The following is a 4,558-nucleotide window of genomic DNA, read 5'->3' as shown; positions in this document are numbered from 1 at the left end:
GCGCGACGGCGAGCAGCACCAGCGTCAGGTACAGCAGCGCCTGACCGATCATCACGCCGGCGATGGTCACCTGCCACACACCCCACGGCATCCCCCAGGCCGAGGAGTAGTAATACGAGTTGGGGGCGGTGAGGGCGAGGCCGGTGATGAAGACGACCAGCGCGCCGAACAGGGCGCGATTGCGTCGTGAATGGGTGGCGTCAGCGCTCGCGGCCACGGTGGCCAGCGCGGCCAGTGCGGCGGCCAGGCCAGCGAAGACGCCGAAATGATGGGTCCATTTGGTGGGGGTGAAGACGAGGAAGATCAGCGATCCGAAGGTGATTCCGACAATGCGCATGGCCGGTCCGGCGGCGGTGCCCGGAATCCGGCCCTTGCGCAGCAGCATGGCGCCGGCGACCACCAGCGACAGCACCATCGCCAGTACGGCAAACCGGCGCATCACCGAGCCGTCGGCGGAGAAAGCGAACAACGACGAGTAGCGGTCGATCTCGTTGTACCAGTGGCTCGACGGTCCGACGTCGGTCTTCATCGACGAGCTCTGCAGGAAGGCCGCGAGGGTCAAGTTGGTGAAGACGACGACGAGGACCAGGGTGCCCGCGGCCAGGATGGGCGCGATCAGGCTGGCGTACGCCCAGGTCGCCGCGCGGCCGGAGGTCGCGTGGATCGCCTTCGCGCGGCGTACGAGATTCACGATCATCGGGCGGGCGCCAGCGACCAGGGCGGCGATGGCGAGCAAGCCGGTCGGTCCGGCAGCGATGGAGAATGCGGCGATCAAGCAGGCGACCGCGGCCGGTAACAAACGGCTGGTGGCGATGCTGCGCTCCACTGAACACCAGGTCAGCAGGGCGCCGAGGCAGATAATCGGCTCCGGGCGCAAACCATTGTTGAACGGGAACCAGCACGCCAGGAAAATGGCGGCAGCGGTCCACGCCGGGGCGCGCCGGGCGGACGCGGCGCGGCCCAGGCGGGGGAGGATCTCGTGGCTGATGATCAGCCAGCTGACGATGCCGCACAGCAGGGCCGGTAACCGCATCCACGGGCTGGCCACCGAGACCTGGCTCATCAGGCCGAAGACCTGGTAGTACCAGCCGAATGGCGACTCGGGCGCCCCGAACCAGCGGAAGTAGTTGGCGGTGTAGTCGCTGCCCTGAGCGACCCGCGACATGGTCATCAGGTAGCCGTCGTCGGAGGTATTGGGTCCGACGATGTGCCACACCAGCAGTAGGCCGATCACCACGTAGTCGCGCGGGTTCAGGCGCCACCAGCGGGCCGGGAAGATTCGGCGGTGCCGGCGGCCGTCGGTGGCATCGAGCCGGGCCAGAGCGGCCAGCGAGATGATCGTCATGAGCACACCGACGATGATGGCTAGCCACTTCAGGGCCGTCGGCGCCGTGCTGTAGCGCGAGTCGATCTCGACGTGGGCGCGCAGGGTGGGCATCGCCCTGGCCGGTCCGGTGAGCTGGGTAAACAATCCGGTCAACTGCGGGCGTTGATCGCCGAAGACGGCAGTAGAGACGGCGAGCGGATCGCCGTGGTCGTCGGTCAGGCCGACAAACTCGGCGGTGACCTCGGTGGCGTTCGCGGTGATCAGCAGGGTGCTGCAGGCGGGGGACAGGACGTCGTTGAGGGGAGCGGAGATCAGCGGGCTGTTCCGGTTGATCACCTCGACGGTGCGGCCAGCCGCACCCGCTTCGGCGGCGGTGGTTACGCGGACAAAGAGGCCTCGCTCGGTGGCCTTCGGTGCCGATGGCGAGGTGGTGGACAGGAGCACCGTGTCGTCAGCGGCCAACTGTCCGGCAGCCGAACACGGAATGGTGGCCCGCAGGTCGATCGGCGTGTAGGAGATAAGCGGCGCGGTAACCGAGCCGATGGTGTCGTTTTGTGGCCAGGAGATTTCGGCGGTGGTCTGCTCGACCGGCAGCAGCGGTGTGAGCAGGGCCAGCAGGAAACCAGCCAGACCCGCGATGAGCGCGGTGAGCTGGGCCCGGCGGACCGAAGAGAAAGACACAGGGGCATCGTAGCGATGCCCCTGTGCGGTGAGTTCAGTCGGTTTGCCGGGTCGGCCAGGGGTCAGCTCTTGTCGCCGATCCAGTTGGCCATCGCCCAGATCACCAGGACGTCCACGACGATGATCAGGATGGACCACCACGGGGTGTACGGGAGCCACATGAAGTTGGCGATGATCGACAGGACGGCGATCACGATTGCCAGGGAGCGCGCCCATACCGCGGCATAGAAGACGCCGATTGCGACGGCGACACCGACGATGCCCAGGATGAGGTGGATCCAGCCCCAGGTGGTGAGGTTGAAGGCGTAGATGTAGCCCTCGTCGATGAGGACGAGGGTCTGGTCGCCTGCGAGCGCGGCAATGCCTTGCAGAATGGCCAAGATAGACGCGACGAGCAGCAGGGCTGCGGCGGCCCAGGCAACGCCGACGGCCCAGGGGTTGTCGGCGTCGGACTTGTATTGCGGGGTGTTGGTTTGCGTGGTCATAATTCTGTGAATACCAAATGCGCGGCGATCCAGGGTGGGATCTGTGGGACTGGTGGTGCTTCTGTCACCAATTCGCGGCGTAGACTGCACCGCATGTCGCCTCCGCTGCCGATTCTCCTGCTTAACGGCCCGAACCTGAATCTGCTCGGACTACGGCAACCGGACGTGTACGGATCGGCCACGCTCCACGATGTCGTCGACCTCGCCACGGCGACCGCCGCCGAATACGGCTTCGAGGTGCAGTCGCTGCAGACCAACCACGAGGGCGAGATGCTCGACGCGCTGGCCGCAGCCCGCGGAAAGATCAGCGGCATCGTGATCAATCCGGCCGCGTGGACGCACACCTCGATCGCGCTGATCGACGCCCTGGTGGTTCCGGAAGTGCCGATCGTCGAAGTGCACATCAGCAATGTGCACGCCCGCGAGAGCTTCCGGCACCACTCCTACGTGTCGCCGCTCGCGGCGGGGGTGATCGCCGGGTTCGGTGTCCGCGGCTACGAGTACGCCGTCCGACATCTGGTGACGCTCGTCTCTCAATAGGTCAATGGGCGCTCGGGCCGCGTAGGGTCTAGCTAACGGCGCTAATCCGCCGTCGCGTCGTAGAACGCCCCGAACCCCAGCCCAGTGTGAGCGCTGAGGTGTTTCGAAGAACTTCCTGCGGCGAATGGATACGCACACCTGCGTGTTCGCCACCCCGACTTTCCATCGGTACCTAGCCGCAGCGCGCGTAGAAACGCGCCCGCGGCGTATCGGCGCGGAAGTCCCGAGCCACAAAGGCTATGAACCGTGACTACCTTTACTGACCTCGGCGTGCCGAAGCCGATCGTCGACGCTCTGGCGTCCGACGGTAAGACTGCGCCCTTCCCGATCCAGGAGCACACGCTCCCCGACAGCCTCACCGGCCGCGATGTGCTCGGCCGCGGCAAGACCGGCTCCGGCAAGACGCTGGCCTTCTCGATCCCGATGGTCACCCGACTCGCCCAGCGGGGCGTCAAGCGCACGCCGGGCCGCCCGACCGGGTTGGTGCTCGCACCGACGCGCGAGCTCGCGACGCAGATCGCGGTCGCGATGGAGCCAATGGCCGCAGCGATGGGCCTGACGGTGACCACCATCTTCGGCGGCGTCAAGCAGGCCGGCCAGGAACGCGCCATGCGCGCCGGCGTCGACATCGTCGTCGCCTGCCCGGGCCGCCTAGAAGACCTCATGAAGCAGCGCATCGTCAGCCTCGACGACGTGCAGATTGTCGTGCTCGACGAAGCCGACCACATGGCTGACCTCGGCTTTCTTCCGGGTGTTACGCGCATCCTGAACGCCACCCCCAAGGGTGGCCAGCGCATGCTCTTCTCCGCGACCCTGGACAACGGTGTCGACAAGCTGGTGAAGCGTTTCCTGAACCAGCCCGTTACCCACTCCCTCGAGGAAGCCACCAGCCCGGTGGAGAAGATGACCCACCACGTCTTCGAGGTCCGCTCGGCCGCGGAGAAGAACGATTTGGTCACCGACCTCGCGTCCGGGACTGGCCGTCGCATTCTCTTTATGCGCACCAAGCACCAGGCCAAGAAGCTTGCCAAGAAGCTGACCGCCGCCGGTATTCCGGCCGTCGATCTGCACGGCAACCTGTCGCAGAATCAGCGCGACCGCAACCTCGCGTCGTTCTCCGCCGACAACGGTGCGCGCGTGTTGGTGGCGACTGACGTCGCCGCCCGCGGTGTACACGTCGACGGCGTCGAGTTGGTGGTTCACGTGGATCCGCCGGCCGAGCACAAGGCATTCCTGCACCGTTCGGGTCGGACCGCCCGCGCCGGTTCCAACGGCGACGTCGTGACGATCTGCCTGCCCGAGCAGCGCGGTGACCTGCGCAAGATGCTGCAGAACGCCGCGATCAAGGTGACGCCGCAGCAAGTAGTCGCCGGTGCGCCCGCCGTCGAGGCGCTCGTCGGTGAGCGGGCTCCCTACCGTGAGCCCGCACCGGAACCGGCACCGCAGCAGCCCAAGCGCCAGTCCGGCGGACAGGGCCGTTCAGGTCGCGGCGGCCAAGGCGGTCGTGGCCAGAGTGGTCGCGGAC

The 4,558-nt window shown here is 66.8% G+C and carries 4 protein-coding genes; 2 read left to right on the top strand and 2 right to left on the bottom strand.

The genetic code is table 11. From position 1 onward, the window contains the following. Both WAW85_RS08905 and WAW85_RS08900 read right to left on the bottom strand, forming a co-directional pair. Positions 1-2,008 (bottom strand): arabinosyltransferase domain-containing protein (locus WAW85_RS08905; protein ID WP_422559256.1); only part of this gene is annotated, 2,008 nt, incomplete at its 3' end. A 62-nt stretch (positions 2,009-2,070) separates the two neighbouring features. Continuing rightward, positions 2,071-2,493 carry a DUF7144 family membrane protein gene (locus WAW85_RS08900; protein ID WP_422559255.1) on the bottom strand — a complete coding sequence of 141 codons (423 nt, stop codon included), beginning with the start codon at positions 2,491-2,493 and terminating at the stop codon, positions 2,071-2,073. A 93-nt stretch (positions 2,494-2,586) separates the two neighbouring features. Between WAW85_RS08900 and aroQ the strand changes: the two genes are divergently transcribed. Further along, entirely contained in the window at positions 2,587-3,033 is a 447-nt protein-coding gene (gene aroQ / locus WAW85_RS08895) for a type II 3-dehydroquinate dehydratase (RefSeq protein ID WP_422559254.1), read from the top strand. 246 nt (positions 3,034-3,279) lie between these two features. Then, the coding region (locus WAW85_RS08890) for a DEAD/DEAH box helicase (RefSeq protein WP_422559253.1) at positions 3,280-4,558 on the top strand (1,279 nt) is incomplete at its 3' end.

The sequence above is a fragment of the Gordonia sp. (in: high G+C Gram-positive bacteria) genome (assembly GCF_049299075.1).
Classification (GTDB): Bacteria; Actinomycetota; Actinomycetes; order Mycobacteriales; family Mycobacteriaceae; genus Gordonia.
Note: the sequence above shows the minus strand (reverse complement) of the source record. Positions and strands in the feature narration are given on the sequence as shown.